General features: G+C 62.1%; 15 protein-coding genes and 6 pseudogenes. 9 read left to right on the forward strand and 12 right to left on the reverse strand.

All coding sequences use genetic code 11. From position 1 onward, the window contains the following. Positions 1-9 precede the first annotated feature (9 nt). Positions 10-921, forward strand: a complete 912-nt coding sequence (locus GM909_RS22270) for a sugar phosphate isomerase/epimerase family protein (RefSeq protein WP_198174356.1) — start codon at positions 10-12, stop codon at positions 919-921. Between the two features lie 28 nt (positions 922-949). Here the strand turns inward: GM909_RS22270 and GM909_RS22275 are convergent, their stop codons facing one another. Together GM909_RS22275 and GM909_RS22280 are read right to left on the reverse strand one after the other, a co-directional pair. After that, positions 950-1,294 (reverse strand): hypothetical protein, encoded by a 345-nt coding sequence (locus GM909_RS22275; RefSeq protein WP_157019418.1) that lies wholly within the window; start codon positions 1,292-1,294, stop codon positions 950-952. After that, positions 1,291-1,563: pseudogene (locus GM909_RS22280) on the reverse strand (transposase); the annotation flags it as partial. The pseudogene GM909_RS22280 and the gene GM909_RS22275, both read right to left, overlap by 4 nt. Before the next feature lie 514 nt (positions 1,564-2,077). Here GM909_RS22280 and GM909_RS22285 point away from each other — a divergent pair. Then, the gene (locus tag GM909_RS22285) at positions 2,078-2,410 is read left to right on the forward strand and encodes a copper chaperone PCu(A)C (RefSeq protein WP_235912018.1); all 333 of its coding nucleotides are present in this window, start codon (positions 2,078-2,080) and stop codon (positions 2,408-2,410) included. Positions 2,411-2,431: 21 nt separating this feature from the next. Beyond that, the gene (locus GM909_RS26525) at positions 2,432-2,590 is read left to right on the forward strand and encodes a helix-turn-helix domain-containing protein (protein ID WP_407941344.1); all 159 of its coding nucleotides are present in this window, start codon (positions 2,432-2,434) and stop codon (positions 2,588-2,590) included. Between the two features lie 159 nt (positions 2,591-2,749). Here GM909_RS26525 and GM909_RS22295 read toward each other — a convergent pair whose 3' ends face one another. From GM909_RS22295 to GM909_RS22310, 4 genes are all read right to left on the reverse strand, one after another. Next, the gene (locus GM909_RS22295) at positions 2,750-3,205 is read right to left on the reverse strand and encodes a universal stress protein (protein ID WP_157019421.1); all 456 of its coding nucleotides are present in this window, start codon (positions 3,203-3,205) and stop codon (positions 2,750-2,752) included. Positions 3,206-3,217: 12 nt separating this feature from the next. Beyond that, entirely contained in the window at positions 3,218-5,056 is a 1,839-nt protein-coding gene (locus GM909_RS22300; protein WP_198174357.1) for a glycine betaine ABC transporter substrate-binding protein, read from the reverse strand. Positions 5,057-5,069: 13 nt separating this feature from the next. Further along, the gene (locus GM909_RS22305) at positions 5,070-6,641 is read right to left on the reverse strand and encodes a BCCT family transporter (protein ID WP_198174358.1); all 1,572 of its coding nucleotides are present in this window, start codon (positions 6,639-6,641) and stop codon (positions 5,070-5,072) included. Positions 6,642-6,906: 265 nt separating this feature from the next. Then, positions 6,907-7,785 (reverse strand): LysR family transcriptional regulator, encoded by an 879-nt coding sequence (locus GM909_RS22310; RefSeq protein WP_157019423.1) that lies wholly within the window; start codon positions 7,783-7,785, stop codon positions 6,907-6,909. A gap of 321 nt (positions 7,786-8,106) precedes the next feature. On the opposite strand from GM909_RS22310, the pseudogene GM909_RS22315 reads away from it, so the two are divergent. From GM909_RS22315 to GM909_RS22330, 4 genes and pseudogenes are all read left to right on the forward strand, one after another. Next, a pseudogene (locus GM909_RS22315) lies at positions 8,107-9,066 on the forward strand (aromatic ring-hydroxylating dioxygenase subunit alpha); the annotation flags it as partial. Positions 9,067-9,166: 100 nt separating this feature from the next. Continuing rightward, positions 9,167-10,234 carry a hybrid-cluster NAD(P)-dependent oxidoreductase gene (locus GM909_RS22320; protein WP_157019425.1) on the forward strand — a complete coding sequence of 356 codons (1,068 nt, stop codon included), beginning with the start codon at positions 9,167-9,169 and terminating at the stop codon, positions 10,232-10,234. Positions 10,235-10,276: 42 nt separating this feature from the next. Continuing rightward, positions 10,277-12,313 carry an NADH:flavin oxidoreductase gene (locus tag GM909_RS22325; protein ID WP_157019426.1) on the forward strand — a complete coding sequence of 679 codons (2,037 nt, stop codon included), beginning with the start codon at positions 10,277-10,279 and terminating at the stop codon, positions 12,311-12,313. Between the two features lie 655 nt (positions 12,314-12,968). Continuing rightward, positions 12,969-13,580, forward strand: a pseudogene (locus tag GM909_RS22330) (DUF4158 domain-containing protein); the annotation flags it as partial. 83 nt (positions 13,581-13,663) lie between these two features. On the opposite strand, the gene GM909_RS22335 reads toward GM909_RS22330, so the two are convergent. From GM909_RS22335 to GM909_RS22345, 3 genes are all read right to left on the reverse strand, one after another. Next, positions 13,664-15,391, reverse strand: coding sequence for a SulP family inorganic anion transporter (locus tag GM909_RS22335; protein ID WP_157019427.1), 1,728 nt, complete (start codon positions 15,389-15,391; stop codon positions 13,664-13,666). A 112-nt stretch (positions 15,392-15,503) separates the two neighbouring features. Further along, on the reverse strand, positions 15,504-15,776 hold the full coding sequence (locus GM909_RS22340; RefSeq protein WP_157019428.1) for a helix-turn-helix domain-containing protein: 273 nt from the start codon (positions 15,774-15,776) through the stop codon (positions 15,504-15,506). A 146-nt stretch (positions 15,777-15,922) separates the two neighbouring features. After that, positions 15,923-16,534: a recombinase family protein gene (locus GM909_RS22345; protein ID WP_157019429.1), complete on the reverse strand. Its 612-nt coding sequence runs from the start codon at positions 16,532-16,534 to the stop codon at positions 15,923-15,925. Between the two features lie 95 nt (positions 16,535-16,629). Between GM909_RS22345 and GM909_RS22350 the strand changes: the two are divergent. Next, positions 16,630-17,724, forward strand: a pseudogene (locus tag GM909_RS22350) (DUF4158 domain-containing protein); the annotation flags it as partial. On the opposite strand, the pseudogene GM909_RS22355 reads toward GM909_RS22350, so the two are convergent. Beyond that, positions 17,719-18,069: pseudogene (locus GM909_RS22355) on the reverse strand (replication initiator protein A); the annotation flags it as partial. The pseudogenes GM909_RS22350 and GM909_RS22355 sit on opposite strands and share 6 nt — an antisense overlap. Before the next feature lie 115 nt (positions 18,070-18,184). On the opposite strand from GM909_RS22355, the pseudogene GM909_RS22360 reads away from it, so the two are divergent. Continuing rightward, positions 18,185-18,555 (forward strand): annotated as a pseudogene (locus GM909_RS22360) (IS3 family transposase); the annotation flags it as partial. Positions 18,556-18,557: 2 nt separating this feature from the next. Here GM909_RS22360 and GM909_RS22365 read toward each other — a convergent pair. Together GM909_RS22365 and GM909_RS22370 are read right to left on the reverse strand one after the other, a co-directional pair. After that, positions 18,558-18,926, reverse strand: a complete 369-nt coding sequence (locus GM909_RS22365; protein ID WP_157019430.1) for an aldolase/citrate lyase family protein — start codon at positions 18,924-18,926, stop codon at positions 18,558-18,560. A 258-nt stretch (positions 18,927-19,184) separates the two neighbouring features. Further along, a complete protein-coding gene (locus tag GM909_RS22370) occupies positions 19,185-20,123 on the reverse strand; it encodes a cyclase family protein (protein WP_157019458.1) in 939 nt (312 codons plus the stop codon). Positions 20,124-20,200 lie beyond the last annotated feature (77 nt).

A 20,200-nucleotide genomic window follows, 5' to 3' on the forward strand; every position in this document is an offset into this window, starting at 1 on the left:
GGAAACGCCATGACAGCACTCGGCACAGGCATATCCGCCCAACTGGACAAGATGGACCTCACCGATTTCGCCGGCATTCTCGACAATATCGAGTCTCTCGGCGCCGAGACGATAGAGATCCCGCTATACGACATGGATATCGTCGTCGGCGGCCGGATTCGCCCGGAGCGGCTCAAGCTGATGAAGGACGCCTGTTTGGGACGCGACGTCACCTATACGGTCCATGGCCCGCTCGCCACCAATTTCATGGACCAGCCGTTCCGTCTGGAACGCCACATGGACGTGTTGAAGGCCTCGCTCGACGCCAGCGCCGAGATCGGCGCCGTGCACTATGTCATGCATACGGGCCTGATCCCCATGCAGCTTGCCGAAGGTATCGAGGCGGCCTACGGACGGCAGCGGGAGATGCTGGCCAGTGCCGGCGATTATGCGCGCGAGCGCAACATTGTGCTCTGCGTCGAGAACCTCTTCGGCGGCTATGAGGGCAAGGTCCACACGGCCACGCCGTCGCGGCTCGCACGCGAGTTGGGCGCCATCGATCACAGCCATGTCCTGGCAACGCTCGATTTCTCCCACGCCTATCTCCACTGCAACTTCCTGGGCATCGACTATCTCAGCGAGATCGAGCAGCTGTCGCCCTATGCCAAGCACCTCCATATGCACGATTCCTTCGGCCGCCAAGACGATGTGTGGATGTTCACCGACGGCGAACGCACAGCCTATGGCCACGGCGATCTACATCTGCCGGTCGGCTGGGGGAACATTCCCTGGACGGACGTCTTTGAGCGTTGCCTGTTTCCGGAAAAGTCGGTCTTCAACATCGAGCTCAAGAAACGCTACTGGTACAAGGCGCGCAGCGTGATCGAAACCTCGAAGACCTACGCCGCGAATGTGCGCACACTGGAACGCAGCGCCGCTTGATGGCTCTGCTTACCGCTTCGGGAATGATCTAGCAGGCCGTTGAAGAGGTGTCTGGTTTCGCCCTGAGGATGGCTTCATCGCCGTTGTGATAGGCGAAGGTGATCTCGATGGAGCCGTCGTCGAGCAATTCTGCATGGCCCTCGCCGGTGACCTCGTCCATTTCATCGAATCCCGCCCATGTGAAGAAGACCATCGAGGGGCTGTAGCCGAGGTCAAGGGTCGCTTGCATAGCGCCGAAGGTGATTTCGCCACGGTTGCCGGCGCTGATCATGATCGTAGCGGGGCCGCAGAGATCGAGATAATCGTGATCCCACAGATCGGCCTCGACGATGCGCCAGCGACCGAGCAGACGGCAGTGTTCCGACGCCTTCATGTCGACACCGCAACGAGTTTCGGCAGTCGCACCAGATTGTAGGCAGCAGCCGCGAAGGTGAATGCCCAACCGACACGATCCTGGCCGCGAAAGCAGGTCTTGCGCTGCCCGGCGATCGACTTGATCCAACCGAAAGCCTCTTCGATGCGCTCTCGGATCCGCAGGCTGACAGCGTAGCCGCGGTGCCGCGTCGTGCGACCGTCAATTGCCGAACGCCGGCCGGTCGTGTTCTGCGTCACATGCGGCGTTACCCTCATCGAGCGCAGTTCATTAGTGATCTTGTGGCGAAATTGTGTCATGGGTACCGGATGAGGACGATGCTGCGCATCATTGGTGACCGTCTGACGGGTGGCTTTCTGGCTGCCCTGGTCGCCTATGTGATGCTGCTCTAGGGTCTTGTCAGCGCTTTTGCGCAGGCGCCCTTGCGGCGCCGCAGCCGGGATCGACCTTTGTCATCTGTTCGCTGACCGGTGCTACACCCGGCACGGAAGGCGCCACCGACGATCCGCTGGAGCGGGCAGCACACCATTGTTGCGCCGCGCTATGCCAGGCCGCGGCGTCTCACAGCCCTGTACTGCCAACCGCTGATCTCGGCCCGGCATTCGAGCCTGAGGTCGAGGCGCAACCCCATTTCACCGCAATCCAGGCGCAACCCCGCCCAAGTATCGCAGGGTTGTTACCCGAAGCGCGCGCCCCCGCCGTTCCTCTCCATCTGACGACTGAACTGCAATGACCGGTGCGCTTGCGTGCGCGGTCGTGTTCTCGTGCATATGGAGATCAGACATGCGAATTCTTCCGCAATTATTGGCAGCGGCGATGCTGCTCGGGCCTATGCCCGCGTTCGCCCAGAACTATTCAATTGGCGCGCTGGAGATCAGCCAACCCTTGGCGCGGGCGACACCGAAAGGCGCCCGGACCGGCGGCGGCTTTCTCACCATCACAAATGAAGGCGAGGACGCCGATCGGCTGGTCAGCGCCGTCTCCCCGATTGCCGAGCGGGTCGAGCTTCACGAAATGAAAGTGGTCGACGGCATCATGAAGATGCGTCCGCTGCCCGTCGGCATTGGGATTCCCGCCAGCGAAACCGTCGAGCACCGTATATCTGTGCCCCTTTAATGTTCAGGGGCCTTCATGGAGATGCGCTTGGAGCGAGCGCGTCATCTCCTCCTGCAGACGGAGTCGGCGATCACAGACGTGGCGGTCGCCTGCGGCTTCATGAATTGCGGGCATTTTTCGCGCGCCTACCGCACCGCTTACGGGGTGTCGCCAACGATGCAACGGGGGCGATTGAGCTGAAGCCGAGCACTCGAGGTATACAAGCTGAGGCTCAAGCTTCGATCGTACGGGATCTCGAACGCCAATGAGCTGTGATCCGGCCAATTGGTCTGGCTACCTACTTGCCTGAACCGTATTATCTTAGTTGGAGTAGGCGCGAAAAGCCCGCGCGATGCAAAATCAGTCGCGGATGACGGTAACGGAACAGGTCGCATGTCTGACGATCCGGGCGGCATTCGCGCCAAGCAGAAAATCGGCCGATCGCGGGCGGTGCGCACCGATCACGATCTGGTCGACCTTCATGTCCTCGGCAACCTCCAGCACCTCCTCGTAGACCTTGCCGTGCCGGGCGATCGTCCGGAAGCTGACGCCATCCGGGATCAGGTCCGATGCCACCTCGTTGAGATGGTCGACCGTTACCTGCAGCGCCTTCTTGACGTCCCATTCCTCCGAACCCCCGGTCTCCCCGCGGATTGCGTAACGCCAGTCGAGGCCGGCGATCATCTCCGGCACCACCGTCATCAGGATGAGTTCAGGGTCCTTCATCGTATTCCACTGCCTCACTGCGCCGGCAATCACTTTCTCGGTGTTTTCCGCGTCACTCAGATCGACCGGAACCAGGATCCTGTTCGGCATCTCCACTTCTCCTCAACGATACTCCGGCCGGATCAACAGCCAGCCGAGCCAGATGAAGAATATCACGAGCGCAAGGCTGAGTATCGAGATGCCCGGCGCGGGGTTCATCGCAGCCGGCGGCTGCGGCAGCACCGGCGCCAGCGAGGCCGCCAACGGCAACGCCGGGTCGACGGCCAGATCGCCGGGGAGCGATGCGTTGAGTTCCTTCACGGCCGATCCGGAGATCGGCTGCAACTCGGTGGCCACGGTCGCAGGCCCCTGATCGCCCACCGCATCGCCAACCTGCGGCGCCGGACCGGCGAGCACCAGCTGCGCCCTGAGAGTCTCGATCGGCGCGAACTGACCGCGATAGGTGCCGCCGGCGATCCGCGCCTCTCGCAGGAACGGAAAGCGGACAAGGTTGGCACCCTCGTTCCAGCCACCCAGCGAAAACAGGCGGAGCCTGCCGGCATCCATCCCCTCGGCGATCTTCGGATCGCCCTCCGGGCCCATCACGAGCGCCGCATCGACCTCTCCCGAGCGCACCGCCTCCAGGACCGCGGTAATGCCGCCTTCGACCGGCGTCGCCGTCGCTGCGAGCCCCAGCCCTTCGATCACGATTGCGCCGATGCGTGCCGACGATGAGCCCTCCGGTCCGACCGCCAACGTCTCGGCATCAACGAGTGTCGCGGCGCCATCGCGCGCCCCGATCACGTGCACGATGCTTTGCCCGACGGCTGCCACGGCTTCGTAGCCGCCGATCTGTTCCGGTGCCGGGCTGGAAAGATCGTAGAACGCGTCCGCTCCAACGAGAGCGAGCCGCGCATCCGCCGATGCCACCATGGCGAGCGGATCGGAGCTGGTCGCGAACCGTGCATCCCGACCGGTAAAGGCTCGCTGCACGGACCGCAGCACCAGTGCCGACTGCGGGCCCTCTGCGAAATTGGCCTCGGTCGCGATCAGGAGCGGATCTTGAGTCTCCACCGCGCCTGCGTCGATCAGGCCGAGCCTGGCCAGCGCGTCGCGCGCCACAGCCCGCGGCGATCGGCCTTCGAGGTCGACGCGGCCGTTCATCTCGCGCATGAGCTCCGGCGTGATCTTGCCAGCAAGCGCCGCCATGGCCGGACCGAGGGCCGGATGCGCCGACAGCGCGTCGGCCCGGGCGATCGGCATGGCGTCATAGATCGGGAAGAAGTTCAGGTCGTCGTCCAGGATGACAAGTCCGTATTCGGCGATCTGGCCGTCGGTTGTGTAGACCTCGGCAATATCCACATCGCCATTGATCGCCTTGTCGTAGACCTGGTCACGTTCGTCGAGCGGCACCACGTCAACGGTGCCGAACTCCATCCCGTAGCGTTGTGTCAGCGGCTCGTACCCGTCGAGCGGCCGGACCATGAAGTCGTCTTCGGTCGCGATCGCAAGGTCTGCGGCGTTCGGCACAAGATCAGAAATCGTCTCTGCGCCGATCTCGGCGGCCCGGTCGGCGCGCATGGCCAGGCCGTAATTGTTGGCGAAGCCGAACCCCTCAAGCCATGTCAGGCCGAGCGGTCCGTAAAGCTCCTTCACCCGCGTCGTCGCCTCGGCGCCGTCGCTGATCGGGTTCTGCCCCAGCATGACGAGCCCGGTACCGTTATATTCTGGATAGATGTCGACCGAACCCGCCTTGATCGCCGCCATGATCGAGGGTGTGGTCGGATAGTCGACAATGCCCGAGGACGGCACGCCCTGTTCCTCGGCCAGGGCGAGGATCATCTCGGCAAGGGTCCGGCTCTCGGAGAAATTCTTGGCGCCGATCCGCAAATCGGGATCGGCATCGCTGCATCCGGCGATCAGGAAGGGCAGGGCCAGGAGTGCATGGAAAACGCGTCTCATTGCCATACCTTCCCTACTTGGCCGCCGTGGCCGACGGCCCCCTGCCGACACCTTCGCCCCGCGCCTCGATCGGCTTGGGCGGTTTGATCTCATGCCTGATCTCGCGGAAGAAGCCGACGAGCTGGATCAACACGATAGCTGTGAAGGGGATCGCCCCGGTCACCGCCATTGCTTTGGCGACGGTGACCGATTCAGAAAACAATGTTCCCGCCGTCAGCGCCGCGATCAGAGTGCCCCATACCATCTTCTGCATCACCGGCGGGTTGAGGTTTCCGTCGGTCGTCATCATCGACAAGACGAAGGTGCCCGAGTCCGCCGAGGTAACAAGGAAAATGAACATCAGCGCCACGGCCGTGGCCTGCAGGGTCTGAGCGGCGGGGAAAAATTCGAGGAAAGCAAACAGGGCCTTTGTCGCGTCCTCGAAGACAATCTCCTTCAGGCCACCGCCGCCGAACATCTCGATATAGAACCCGGCGCCGCCGAAAACCGCGAACCAGAGCATGGAGAACACGGTCGGCACAAAGATCACCCCCATGCAGAACTCCCGGATCGTGCGCCCGCGCGAGATGCGCGCGACAAAGATGCCGATGAACGGCCCCCAGGCGATCCACCAGATCAGGTAAGTGAGCGTCCAGCCCGCCGACCAGCTGCCGAGATCCTCAAACGGGAACAACCGGAAGCTCATGGTGAACAGCCCGGCGAAGTAGGTTCCGATCGAGTCGATGAAGACCTCGAACAGGAACCGCGTCGGTCCGGTGAAAAGCACCATCAGCATAATGCCGATCGCGAGAACCATGTTGATGTTCGACAGGATCTTGATGCCTTTGTCGACACCCGTCGTCGCCGAGAGCATGTAGCAGACGAACAGGATCGCCAGGATGATCATCGAGGTGGTGACGGTTTCATCCACGCCGAATGCATAAAAGCTCCCGGAGCGCACGGCGAGCGTGCCCATCGACAGAGACCCGGCCAGGCCGAAGACGACCGAGAGCACCGCAAGGATGTCGGCTGTCTTGCCCATGGCCTCACCGGTGCCGCCGCCGAAGACCGCCTTGATCGGCGTCGATATCATCGAAGGCTTGTTCCGCCGGAAGGTGAAGTAGGCAATGACGAGGGCGCAAACTGCGTATATCGACCAAGCGTGAAATCCCCAGTGCAGGTTGGTGATAACGAGCGCCTGGCGTGCGGCCGCCATCGTCTCGCCCTCCATGCCCGGCGGCGAAACGTAGTGATACATCGGTTCGGCAGGGCCCCAGAGCAGCAGCCCCGACCCCATGCCGCCGGCGAAGAGCATCGCGATCCAGGAAGGCGTTGAAAACTCCGGGCCCTCGTCGTCGGCGCCAAGTCGAATGTGGCCGTAAGGTCCAAAAGCCAGGAACACCGAAAGGAACAAAAACATCGAGCAGATCGCGAGCCAGGCCCAACTCACGCCCGTCAGCATATAGTTGACGAAGCCCAGCATCGTTCCTGTCATGCTGTCGGGATCGACAAGACCCCAAATCCCGATGCCCGCACAAATTGCCATGGAGACAGAAAAGACGAGGTTTATGTTCACGCCATTGCTGTCGCGCTGTTCGCTCGACATGGGCCCTCCCCTCCCCGCCAAAGTGATTGAACCCGAAACGGCACAGAGAGTCTAGGGCTCGGCCAATCGGGCTCGGGCCAGCCGGCCGGATGGCTCTGGTGGACGATTTCCTCATGGAGTCGAATGGCGGCTTGAGCGCACCCTCTCTAGCCGCAACCAGCGCAATGCGTATCGCACGACATACCGCCGAAATGCTCTGACCGGTTCATTGCGGCTTACCGGGGACAACCGGTTGAGGCTCCGAAAGCGGCTCGGCCATACCGCACTAGGAACTCCCGATAAGCCATTCAGCGAAAAGGCGGGCTTTCACCGTCGCGCGCCGATGGATTTTCAGCTGGAACGCCATTGGCGAGGGGATGCTGTCGTCCACCAGCCGGACCAGGCGCTTCTCCTGCATCAGGCTTTCGACCAGGCCTTCCCACCCTAAAACGGCGCCGACATCATCCTGCGCGGCCTGAAGCGCGATCATGTAATTGTTGACATGGAAACTGCGCCCCCTCGGGGCGGGGCGTCCGAATTCTGCGAACCAGTCGGTCCAGTTCGTCCAGCCGGTGCCCTCGCTGCTCATGTGGATCAGTGGCGCGGCAAGCAGGTCCTCGACCTTGGCAATGCAGTGCTCGGCGGCGAAGCCGGGTGACCCCAGGGCGACGATTCGGTCGCGGAACAGTGCGTGATACTCTTCGCCATCCTCCTGCGGATCGCCGTAGAGGATGCTCAAGTCGCAATGATTGGTCATTGCCGGTACATCGCTGAGGATCTGCGACACGGTGATGGCGGGATGGATCCTCCAGAAGGCCGAAATCTTCGGGGTAAGCCACAGCGCACTGACCGCCGTGGTGGTCCGGATGGTTACGTCGACCGTTTCAGGGCGGTCGCGTATCTGCGTGACGGCATCCGAAATCGTCTCGAATCCGCGCTGCATCGCAATGAACAGAAAGGCCCCCTTCTCGGTCAGTTCGACGCCGCGGTTACGGCGCAGAAACAGGCTGCACCCGAGGTCGGTCTCGAGCGCCTTGATCTGATGACTGACCGCCGCCGGCGTCACGTTCATCTCCTGTGCCGCCTTCTTGAAGCTGGCATTGCGCGCCGCCGCCTCAAAGCAGATGAGCGCGGTCATCGATGACAGATCATAGGGGCTCGGCATCGGCTTTCCTTCGCCTGGAGTAGACCGCACTTGACATTACTTCAGCTAAATCAGGATGAAAATTGATGCTATTGTCAAAAGGGTTTTCCGCAAAGACAATTTTAGTTCAGTTGAACACGCTGAACATGGATTGCTGCGATGACAGTATCCTCCCCCACGCTGCAGGAGCTGCTTGCGCGCCGCGTCCCGGGCCATGCCCTGGAGCGGCCGTTTTACGTTTCTCACGAGATTTACGAACGCGACCTGGATCACATCTTCTACAGGGAATGGCTCTACGCGATGCCGGCCTGCCAGCTTGCGAAGGCGGGCAGCTACGTCACGATGCGCGTCGGCGCCTATGAGGTGATCATCGTGCGCGGCGGCGACGGCGAGATCCGCGCCTTCCACAATACCTGCCGTCACCGTGGATCGATCATCTGCAAGGCACACGAAGGCCAGGTGGCCAAGCTTGTGTGTCCCTATCACCAGTGGACCTATGAGCTCGACGGCCGGCTGCTTTGGGCCAACGATATGGGGGCGGACTTCGACGCCTCCAAACACGGCCTGAAATCGGTCGAGCTGCGCAACCTCGAAGGTCTCCTCTACATCTGCCTGTCAGCCACGCCGCCGGATTTCGAACCCTTCGCCCGGCTGGCGCGGCCCTATCTCGAGGTCCATGAGCTCAAGGACGCGAAGGTTGCGCACAGCTCGACGATCGTCGAAAAGGGCAACTGGAAGCTGGTGTGGGAGAACAATCGCGAGTGCTACCACTGCTCCAGCAATCACCCGTCGCTGTGCCGCTCCTTCTCGCTCGACCCCGAGGTGGCGGGCGTGGCGGCCGACGGGTCGGTGTCGGCGAGGCTCCAGGCGCATTTCGATCGCTGCGAGGCCGCCGGCGCGCCGGCACGGTTCCGCCTGGCCGGCGACGGCCAGTATCGCCTGGCGCGCATGCCGTTGCTGGAGGGGGCGGTGAGCTACACGCTCGACGGCAAGCCCGCCGTGAAGAAGAACCTCGGCCGGGTAGCGCTGCCCGACGCAGGCACGCTGATGATGTTTCATTATCCGGGCGCCTGGGGCCATTTCCTGCCGGACCATTCGCTGACTTTCCGCTTCACGCCAATCGGCCCCACCGAAACCGAGGTCACCACCACCTGGCTGGTGCACAAGGACGCCGTGGAAGGCGCCGACTACGACCTGAAGCGCCTGACCGAAGTGTGGATCGCCACCAACGACGAAGACCGCGCGATCGTGGAGGCCAACCAGCAGGGAATCTTTTCGCCCGCCTATGTCCCCGGGCCCTATTCACCGGGTCAGGAGAGCGGCGTAGCCCAATTCGTCGATTGGTATGCGCACTGGATGGAACGCGCCCTGAACCCGGTTCAGGTCGCGGCGGAGTGAGCGGATGAACGCGGTCACGAAGCCCAAACTCGCCTTCTGGAGCGACACCGACGAGCTCGAATGCGTTTCCTTTCTTCCCGAAACGCCGAACGTCATGACGTTTTGCTTCCAGTCGCCCTCGGGCGCGCTGTTCGATTACAATCCCGGACAGTTCCTCACATTGGAGCTGCCCGTTCCCGGCGGGCCGATCTACCGCACCTATACGATTTCTTCCTCGCCCTCGCGGCCGACCTCGCTGACGGTCACGGCCAAGGCGCAGGCCGATTCCACTGGCACGCGCTGGATGTTCGACAATCTGCGTCCCGGCATGCGGCTGCGTGCGAACGGACCGGGCGGGCGGTTTTCGATCGTTCATCACCCGGCGGAAAAATATCTCTTCATCTCGGCCGGCTCCGGCATCACCCCGATGATGTCCATGGCCACCTATCTCTACGATCTGGGGCGCGATCCCGACATCGTCTTCGTCAGTTGCGCGCGCCGCCCCTCCGAGATCATCTTCCGTGAAAGGCTGGAGCACATCGCCTCGCGCGTGAACGGCATCGACCTGAAATGGGTGGTCGAGGAGACAGACCCCTACAAGCCCTGGACCGGCTTCCGGGGAATGTTCAACCAGCTCATGCTGGGCAAGATGGCGCAGGATTATCTCGAGCGCGAGGTGTTCTGCTGCGGGCCCGAGCCGTTCATGCAGGCGGTGCGCGAGGCGCTGGCCGGCCTCGGCTACGACATGGAGCTTTATCATCAGGAGAGCTTCCATGCGCCGCTGCCGGAAACCGAGCGCGTGCCCGAGGACGTGTTCCCGGAAGAGGAGACCGATGCCGTCGTGGAGTTCGTGTCTTCCGGCGCCACGGCGAAATGCGCCGAGACCGACACGATCCTGGTCGCCGCCCGCGCCGCAGGCCTGGTGATCCCGTCGGGCTGCACCATGGGCATCTGCGGGACCTGCAAGATCCGCAAGACCGAGGGCCAGGTGCATATGGTGCACAATGGCGGCATCACCGAGGAAGACATAGACGACGGCTACATCCTTGCCTGCTGCTCCAATCCGATCGGCCGGGTGAAGGTCGAGGCATAGCCGGAGCGCGCCCACCATACCTCTCGAAACGGAGCCAGGCAGATGTCGAACGACCCACTCCTTCAGCCCTTTCAGCTCAAGCACCTGACGTTGCGCAACCGCATCATCATGACATCGCACGAGCCGGCCTATCCGGAGGACGGGATGCCGAAGGAGCGCTATCGCGCCTATCACGTCGAGCGCGCCAGAGGCGGGGTCGCGATGACGATGACGGCCGGCTCGGCCGCCGTTTCGAAGGACAGCCCGCCCGTCTTCAACAATCTTCTGGTCTACAAGGACGAGGTGGTGCCGTGGATGAAGGATCTGACCGATGCGGTTCACGAGCACGGCGCGGCGGTGATGATCCAGCTCACCCATCTCGGCCGCCGGACACGCTGGGACAAGGAATTCTGGCTGCCGGTCGTCTCGCCGTCGCATCATCGCGAGCCGGCGCACCGCGCCTTCCCGAAGAAGCTGGAAGACTGGGACATCGAGCGGATCATCAAGGACTACGCCGACGCCGCCGAACGCATGAAGGTCGGCGGCATGGACGGCATCGAACTGCAGGCCTACGGCCACCTGATGGACCAGTTCTGGTCGCCCCTGACCAACGAACTCGACGGTTCCTATGGCGGCCCGCTCGACAACAGGCTGCGCTTTGCCTTCGACGTGTTGCGGGAAATCCGCAAACGCGTCGGTCCCGATTTCATCGTCGGCGTGCGCTATTCGGGCGATGAAATGCTCGAGGGCGGTCTGACCAGCAAGGACGGCCTGGAGATCTCGAAACGTCTCAAGGACAGCGGCCTGGTCGACTTCCTGAACGTCATCCGGGGACATATCGACACCGATGCCGGCCTGACCGACGTCATTCCGATCCAGGGCATGGCGAACTCACCGCATCTCGACTTTGCCGGCGAGATTCGCGCGGCCACCAACTTTCCGACCTTCCACGCCGCCAAGATCCCAGACATGGCGACCGCCCGCCATGCCATCGCGTCGGGCAAGCTCGACATGGTCGGCATGACCCGCGCCCACATGACCGACCCGCATATCGTGCGCAAGATCATAGAGAAGCGCGAGGACGACATCCGGCCCTGCGTGGGCGCCAATTACTGCCTCGACCGGATCTATCAGGGCGGCGCGGCCTATTGCATCCACAACGCGGCAACGGGGCGCGAAAGCACCATGCCGCACGAGATTGCCGGGGCCGAAGTCCGTAGAAAGGTCGTCATCGTCGGCGCGGGACCGGCCGGCATGGAGGCGGCCCGGGTTGCCGCCGAGCGCGGCCACGAGGTCGTCGTCTTCGAGGCCGCGAACGACCCCGGCGGCCAGATCCGCCTGACCGCGCAGAGCCCTCGCCGCAAGGAAATGCTCAGCATCATCGACTGGCGCATGGCGCAATGCGAAAAGCGCGGCGTTGTCTTCCACTTCAACACATTGGCCGACCCCGGGACCGTCAGGGAAGAAAAGCCCGATGTCGTGATCATTGCCACGGGCGGCCTGCCGCACACGGAGGTGCTGGGACAAGGCAACGAACTGGTGGTCTCGTCCTGGGATATCATCTCCGGCGACGTGAAGCCCGGCAGCAACGTCCTGGTGTTCGACGATGCCGGCGACCATGCCGGGCTGCAGGCCGCCGAATTTCTCGCCAATGCCGGGGCGAAGGTCGAGATCATGACGCCCGACCGCTCGTTTGCGCCCGAGGTCATGGCGATGAACCTCGTGCCCTATATGCGCTCGCTGCAAAAGCTGGATGTCACCTTCACGGTGACCTACCGGCTCGCGGCGGTCGAGAAGGACGGCAACCAGCTCATTGCCCATGTCGGCAGCGACTATGGCGGCGTTGCCAGGCAGCGCACGCTCGACCAGGTGGTGATCAATCACGGGACGATCCCTCTGGACGAGCTCTATTTCGAGCTCAAGCCCCTATCCACGAATCTCGGCGAGCTGTCGCACGAGCAGTTGATCGCCGGCGTTGCGCAGTCGGTCGTGCGCAACAGCCAGGGCGAATTCCAGCTCTTCCGGATCGGCGATGCGGTCTCCGCGCGCAACACCCATGCGGCCATCTACGACGCGCTCAGGCTACTCAGGACCGTATAGCGGCCCTGTCGACGTCCTGCGCGACGGCAGAGATCGCCAGCGACAGACTGAGGTCGAGGATTCCCGCGAGGCGCGGCAGGACGGAAGCGAACCTTTGCATATTCAATTCCTTTGCAATGTCAGAATCCGTCCGGCTTGGCAGAGTGACGGGCTGGACGGGGAATATCAGGGCCGTCGTGCGTGAGGCCAGCCATTGAGAAGGAAACGCTGGATCGGTAACATTCGGGGCACGATTCGAGCGGAGCTTTCGCCAGGGATGGCCTCGTAGACGATCTGAAGAATGCGCAACGGCGTCGCAAAGCGGCGATCGTCTTCAGGGCGTCCCAGCCCCCGGTCGCAACGCCGCCAGCAGTGGCCTGAGCTTGTGCTTGCGCCGGTGCTTTTCGATCAGCCCGTCGATCCGTGTGATCCAGTCCTCGAACCGGCCGGCGGCATCGTAGGCGAGCGCCGCCTGTTGGGGTCAGAACAAGAACTGTGCAAAATCGTACGCTAAGGTCGAACGAAGCACGAACAGGGTTTGTTTGTGTCTCTCGATTTCCAGGGCTTGATGCCTGATCCCTGTGGATAGTCATGGCAACGCGACAGCTTCCGTTTCCACATCCATTCAGCTCGGCAACATTGAGCGGGAGTTGGTGTGTGTGTGCGGAGTTTAGCAGTGGCCAGGCGCGAGATTCTCAAAACTCAGGATCGGCAGGGGCTTTTCGATATCCCGGCTGATGAGGACAGCCTGATCCGACACTATTCATTGTCAGCGGCGGATCGCCTCGAAATTGACCTGCGCAGGCGCGAGCACAATAAGCCCGGCTTCGCTGTTCAGCTTTGCGTGATGCGACATCCGGGCCGGGTGCTGGCGGCAGGCGAAATTCCGCCACGTGCGATGCTGAGATATGTCGCCGACCAGATCGGCGCCGATCCCACTGTGTTCACAACCTATGCCCGCCGGGAAGAGACGCGTCGTGATCACATTGCGCGCCTGATGATCTATGTCGGCGTCAGAAGTGCGACAGGTCAGGATCGTCGCGCGGGGCTGTTGTCGGCAATTGAGGCGGCCGCGATGTCCGACAGCGGCGCTTCGATTGTGAATGTCATTGTCGCCACCCTGCGAGAACGCGGAGTACTATTGCCTGCGGCGGAAATCATCGAGCGAATGGGGCTTGCGGCTCGCGCCATAGCTCGCCGCCTCGCCGAGGGTGCGCTTATCGAAGGTCTGGCACCCGAGAAGCTGCAGGCGCTCGACAAGCTGCTCGAGGGGTCGGTTCTGGTAGGGGGCGAAATGACACCCTAAGGGCTATCGTTCGTTTCAAGGGACCGGAATGCTGCTGGTTTCACCCGACGACAATCGTGAGGTAATTATTCCTGGCCGGCTTCATCTTCCTTCTTGAGTTGTCTCAGCGCGCCGGCGATCGTTGCCTTGTAGCGCACGCCCGGTGGGCGGACATTGTGCGTGAACAACATGCGGCGTGCTTGCTGCGAGGCACCGGCGATGAAGAAGCGGATGCCGGCGCGCCTCACCTTGCGCACCGTGCCCTCAATGACGCTGGCGGCTGTGGAGTCGAGAAAGGGCACCGCTGAACAGTCGAGGATGAAATTACGCCGCTGGTCGGCGATGCGGTCGAGCACCGTGCCGACCGTCGAGGCGGCGCCGAAGAAGAAGGCGCCGGAAATGCGGTAGATCACCGTGTTGGGGTCACTGGCGCTTTCCGCATGATAGGCCTCGCGGCCGCCATTCGTCCTGTCGGCCATATCGTCGAGCGGCGGCGGCGCATGCGCCTCGACCGCGATCGCCTTCGACATCCGGTCGATGAAAAGCATCGCGCCAAGTGCGAAGCCGACGACAATGCCCTCCGTCAGGTCGCGGAATACGACGAGGAGGAAGGTGACAAGCAGCACCAGCGCATCGCCGCGCGAGGACCGCAAGAGGGCGGCGAAGGCGTGCTTCTCGATCATGTTCCAGGCGACGACGGCAAGGACGCCGGCAAGGGCGGCGAGCGGGATGTAGCTGGCGAGCGGCGCGGCCACCAGCATGAAGCCGAGCAGGAACAACGCATGCAGCATGCCCGAGACAGGGCCATGTGCGCCGGCCCTGACATTGGTCGCCGTGCGCGCGATGGTGCCGGTCGCGCAGATGCCGCCGAACATCGCTGAGGCGATATTGGCCACGCCCTGCGCGACCAGTTCGCAATTGGAGCGGTGGCGGCGTCCGGTCATGCCGTCCGCGACCACCGCCGAAAGCAGCGACTCGATCGAGCCGAGCAATGCGAAGGCGATGGCGTCCGGCAGCACGGCGAGCATAGCTTCGCCACTGATCGGCGGCAGCGCCGGCAGCGGCAGGCTGCGCGGAATGCCTCCGAAACGCGTGCCGATCGTCTCCACCGGCAGTGCGAAGAAGGCGGAGACGACGGAAGCTACGGCGACCGCGATTAGCATGCCCGGCCAGCCCGGCCGAATATGTTTCAGGCCGAGGATCGTGCCGACAGTGAGCGCTGCCATGGCAACCGCGAAAGGGTTGACGGTGGGTGCGGCTGCGGCAAGGACGCTCAGCTTCTCCAGGAATTCGCCGGGTTCCTCGTCTGGTAATGTCAGCCCGAATAATTCCTTGAGCTGGCTGGCGAAGATGATGACGGCGATGCCGGCCGTGAAGCCGACGGTTACGGGATAGGGAATGAACTTGATATAGGTGCCGAACCGCAGATAGCCGGCGACGAGCATGAAGACGCCCGATATCATCGTCGCCAGCAGCAGGCCGTCGATGCCGTGGCGATGCACAGTCGCCGCAACCAGCACTATGAAGGCGCCGGCCGGCCCACCGATCTGGAAGCGGCTGCCGCCGAGGGCCGAAATCAGGAAACCGCCGACAATGGCGGTGAAGAGGCCGCGTTCGGGAGAGGCCCCGGAAGCAATGGCGATCGCCATTGAGAGCGGCAGCGCTACGATCGCCACAGTCAGCCCGGCAATCGCATCGGCGCGCAATTGCGGCCAATCATAGCCTTCGCGAAGCACGGTGACGAGCTTGGGCGTAAAGAGTTCCAAGAATGTCGGCGCGGAAAACCGTGCCGTGCGCGGTTCCCCCGTCGGCATTGCGGTTTGCGCCTGTCGTGAAGCCCCCATCTTGTCCTTCCGGCCTTCTTGAAGGCGGCGGGATCGTCGGCGCTATGGTCGGCGGTCGCCGTCGCTGGAGAATATTCGCGTGTCAGCCGTTCTGGCCGCCGGGTGAGCGCGGGTGGATCAGGCGGACGCCCCGTCCGCCGCGCTCGCTCGATTGGTTGTCGCCGATCAGCTCGACACCGCAGGCATTGAGCGCCTCGATCACCCTGGTCAGCGTATCGACCACACCGCGCACATTGCCTTCGCTAGCCTCCATGCGCTGGATGGTCGGCACCGACACACCGGCCTTCTCGGCCAACGCTTTCTGGTCGATGCCGGCAAGGGCGCGGGCGGCCCGCATTTGTGCGGCTGTGATCATGCAGGCTTATCCCGTGCTCGTTAATATCGATTATTGGCGCATCGATGTTAATGTATCAAGCATCGATTTTAATGAATGAAATGTCCATTCCAATCATTTCCGACCGGCGACCAGGAAGACCATCTGGTGGTCGACATCCGCTAAACTCAGTCATCTGTAATGCGTCGGTTTCGCTTTGCGATATCCGTGACCGTGTTCTTGCTGATGGCGAGATCGCGAGCGATCCAGCGGTAGCTGCGGCCTTCGTCAATGAGCGCCAGTACCTTCGGTGTGAGCCGGTCGGATTTCGGCCGCTGACCGGGCTGCCGTCCGAGCTTTTTCCCACGCGCCTTGGCAGCGGCAAGACCGGATTTCACGCGTTCGCTGATGAGATCGCGTTCGAATTCGGCAATGCCGGAAAGAAATGTCGCCAGCATCCGGCCATGCGGCGTCGACAGATCGAAGGTCATGCCACTCATGGCAATGACTGAAACCTTCCAGCTTTCCAGCTCGCGCAATGTGTTGAGGAGATCAATGGTCGAGCGTCCCCAGCGGGACAGCTCGGTGACGAGAATGCCGTCAATCTGCCTGGCCTGGGCGAGCGCTATGACCTTCTTGCGTTCGGCGCGATCGAGCTTCGCGCCTGAGCCCGTCTCTTTATATATGCCGGCAATTTCGTACCCTGCGCGCTCGGCAAAGGCCGCCAAGTCTCGCTCCTGCCGCTCGCAAGACTGATCGGCTGTCGAGACGCGGCAATAGATGGCGGCACGCTGTCCCAATTGAACCCTCTCAGATTTGTGGCCCGCAAAGCCTTGATTTGCCTGGGGCGAGCGTTGTCCATTTCTGACTGCACTTCAATAGGGACAATCTGCCGATGCCAAGACGACACATTCTCACTGAACGACAGCGCTCGGCGCTACTTGACCTGCCGACGGACGAGCTGTCACTGCTAAAGCATTACACCTTGGGTGACGACGATCTGACAAACATTCAGGAACGCCGCAGACCGGAAAACAGGCTGGGCTTCGCCCTGCAGCTTTGTGCATTACGCTATCCAGGGCGCGCGCTGGCTCCGGGCGAGACGATTCCGCATGAAGTCCTTTCCTTCATCGGGGCTCAGCTCGGCGTCCCGGCCGATGCACTTCTCACCTATGCCGCCCGACGCCAGACCCGCCAGCAACATATGGAGGCGTTGCGCGAGACCTACGGCTACAGGACATTTACGGGTCGCGGGGCCCGTGATTTGCGGGACTGGCTTTTCGACCAGGCTGAAGAGGCTCGATCGAACGATGATCTTGCTCAGCGTTTCGTTGCACGCTGCCGTAAAACTCTGACTATCTTGCCAGCGCTATCGACAATCGAGCGAAAGTGTGCGGACGCGCTGGTAAACGCCGAACGGCGGATCGAGACGCGGATCGCGGAAAGGCTCGATGCTGAGGCACGCTATCGACTTGATGAACTGCTGACCGAAATGCTCGATGGTAATATCAGCCGGTTCATCTGGCTTCGCAAATTCGAAGCGGGCAACAATTCCGCAGCGGCGAACCGGCTGCTCGACAGGCTGGAGTTCCTGCGTGGTCTGGATCTCGATCCGCAGATTCTCGCAAGTATCCCGCCGCACCGCATCGCACGCCTGCGTCGGCAGGGCGAGCGCTACTTCACCGATGGCCTGCGCGACATCAGCTCTGATCGGCGCTGGGCGATCCTTGCCGTCTGCGCCGTGGAGTGGGAGGCGGCGATTGCCGATACCGTCGTTGAAACCCACGATCGGATTGTGGGAAAGACTTGGCGCGAGGCGAAACGGCTGCATGATGAGCGGATTGCCGATTCCAAGGCAGCTGTCACCGATACGCTGCGCGCCTTCACCGCGCTGGGAGCTTCCTTGCTCGAAGCCCGTAATGATGGTGTGCCGCTGGAAATGGCAGTCGCCAAATCGGCGGAATGGGGTCGACTAGAACAACTTGTCGCGTGAGCCGGTGCCCCGCCCGACATAAGTGAGGATTTCGTATGGGGTGGCAGCCATGAGCCGAGAGGTGCGAAGCCCCGCATCGCGAGCTTCGATGATCTGGCTTGCGGCCCAGATCAGGATATCGGCGTCCCAGATGGTCGCCATGCCGTGATCAGGGACAGCCTCGACCCGGATCGTCACGTTGCCGGCAGCGAAGTCGATCGGTGCGACGCGATGGGTCTTGGAGAGGGAAAAGAAGGGATATGCCATGAGATCCTGCGCGTCTCGTGGCGCGAAGTCGCCGGGGAGCGCTCGGAACAGGTCGAGCTGCCCGCCCTCCGAAAGGGGTCGACGTCGCACCACCATGAACGGAACCGCGCGAGTGGTTCGAGGCCAAGACGCAATTCGCCGTCGCATTCGGCGAAAGGTTCGTCAGCCAGTGACGGAAACGGGCCTCAGACACAAAATTCCTGACAGTCCCTCGATGGCCGCTCAACTGGTCACCGATGCGCTGATCATGGCCATCTGGCGTCGCGGCAAGCCCGACAGCTTGCTTCACCACTCCGACAAGGCAGCCAATACACATCCGAGCAGTTCCAGCGCCTGATGGCTGATCATGGCATCACCTGCTCGATGAGCCGGTCTGGCAATGTCTGGGACAACGCGGCGATGGAGAGCTTCTTCTCCTCGCTCAAGACCGAACGCACCGCTCGTAAGGTCTATCGCACCAGGAACGATGCCAAGGCCGATGTGTTCGACTATATCGAGCGCTTCTATAATCCGAGGCGCCGACACTCAACGCTGGGATACCTCAGCCCCGTGGACTACGAAGAGCAAGCTAAGTTAGCCTAAATTCATGTCCTCAAAACCGGCAGCAGGCCAGGGAGGTGGTGCCGTTCTGCCAAAGCGCAGATTGACTCCAACCCCGGCGCCAACTGAGCCTTCGGAACGATCATGCCCGCAAACGGTACATGGCCGACTGCGTCCAAATCATCCGCGTGCCACTCCGTTCCGACGCCATTGATGCGCACGAACACGGGCAGATCCGTAAAGTCAGCGTGCTGGGCAGAACGGGCCACCACTTTCGCTTCAGCCGGAACCGCATCCTCCAGATCGATAATGATGGCGTCGGCGCCGGAAGCAGCCGCTTTCTTGAAGCGTTCGGGCCGGTTGCCGGGGACGAACAGCGGCGCGACAAAGTCGAGACTGCGGCCAATGTCCATACGGCTCTCTCCACACTTACGTTGATTGCTAAGCGCTCGTCCCTATTTGAGTTCGACCTGCGGATCTGCATTGGCTCCCTTGGCTCATCCGAAACCGAATAGGACACGAATTGCCCTGTGACTTTGGGGTCCAATGTCCAACTGCTCCACAAAAGGACATTAGCGTAATATGGCACTGCGTCGCTAAAACAGGGGGGCGGAGCGCTTGCGCGCCCGGGGTGGTATCTCCGATTCGGCGTTCTGGCTTTCCACGCAGCGCTACCTGATCGCTGTTGGGTTGATGATTGCTTGAACGCCACCCGTTATCTTCGAATGGCCAAGCACGAACATGAACTCCCAGACCTTGTCGCGCACCATTTCGGCAGTGTTCATGTTTTCCAGAATGTAGATCCCGTTCTTGGGGATCAGCTCCTGATGCACCTCGAACACGCCTGTCCCTTCCTCGAAGGGAATGACTTCAACGCCCCAGGTGTCAGCGCCAACCGCGATCACGTTCTTTTCGGCCAGATAGCGAGCGCCATCCAGACCCAGCCCCGGTTCGGCGCTGATATAGCGTTTATCGTCCTGTCCAACCAGCGAAAGCCAGCCGGTGTAGAAAAGCACGACATCGCCTTCCCGAATCTCGACACCCTGCTTCTCGGCCTGAGCTTCGATTTCCGCTCGGTTGAACGCCGTTCCTTCTTCAAGCAACTCGACGCCGAAGTGGTCCGTCATGTCGAGCAGCACCCCGCGGGTGACGATATTCGGCACCTTCTCGATACCAAGCTGCTTCAGCCCGTCCGCCTGCACGAACACATTGTTTTTGTGGCAGTTGTAGTAGACATTGTTGATGCCGATATGACCGATCCCGTCGATCTGCGAGCCGGTGCCGACGTAGCCCATGTAGATGTCGTCGTTGTAGTTGGTGTTGGTCGGTCCCAGACCCACGCCGCCTGTCTGACCCGGCTGGTTGATCACCAGAGCCCAGGAGCGTGGGCCGAACGCGGGCGTATTCTTGTTCACCTCAACCCCGAGCGAATAGGTCTTGCCTTCCGTCACCAGCTTGGCAGCCGCCAGAGCCAGTTGCGGAGACAGAAGGTTCGCCGCGCCGATCTGGTCTTCCGGCCCCCATTTGGATTTGCACCACTCTGGCGCATCAGGCGCATTTGCCGGCCACTCCTGCTGGTCGCTCTCCTGCGCCAGGGCCCCTGTCACCATCGCGGCGGCCGAAGCCAGGGCAATCAACGGAATGCGAAGTGTCGACGAAAACATTTGCTCCTCCTGAGTTGTCGGCG

This window comes from Mesorhizobium xinjiangense, from assembly GCF_009749525.1.
Lineage (GTDB): Bacteria > Pseudomonadota > Alphaproteobacteria > Rhizobiales > Rhizobiaceae > Mangrovimarina > Mangrovimarina xinjiangensis.